The sequence below is a fragment of the Vibrio sp. 10N.222.55.C6 genome (genome assembly GCF_041473395.1).
GTDB lineage: Bacteria > Pseudomonadota > Gammaproteobacteria > Enterobacterales > Vibrionaceae > Vibrio > Vibrio crassostreae_C.
Window position 1 is genome coordinate 1 of sequence record NZ_JBFRSD010000106.1, and the last position, 409, is coordinate 409.

1 protein-coding gene is annotated in these 409 nt (G+C 33.7%); it reads right to left on the bottom strand.

What is annotated here, in order from left to right:
- The coding region (locus AB4486_RS22760; RefSeq protein WP_372118752.1) for a hypothetical protein at positions 1-271 on the bottom strand (271 nt) is incomplete at its 3' end.
- Positions 272-409 lie beyond the last annotated feature (138 nt).

The window sequence follows — 409 nt, forward strand, 5'->3', positions numbered from 1 at the left end:
CGACTGGCGAGCAATTCGATAGATCGTGCATAGCTAACTTTCTATCTAAATTGTCGATCTGTTTAGCTGATTTTGCGCATGAAGCATCGATAAATAACGCTGAATCAGAAATCGAATCAGCGACTATTCTTGCTGCAAGCGATTTGCCTGAACCTGTGCTTTTACTGTGAATCAGAAAGAAGCCTTTCATTTTTGCGATAATCTTTAGCTGTTTCTTATTAGAATCAGAAAGAAGCATGTCGTCGAGTGATTGTGCTTGTTTAATATACATTGTTGAACTCTCTATTTAAGCTATTGTTTAATATATGTTTTCGCACTTCCTTGTGACGTGTATATACCTTAACCTGCAAAAATAGAGTTCTAAACAAAATAAATTGAAAAATATTTTTTATTGTTATTTTTCATATAG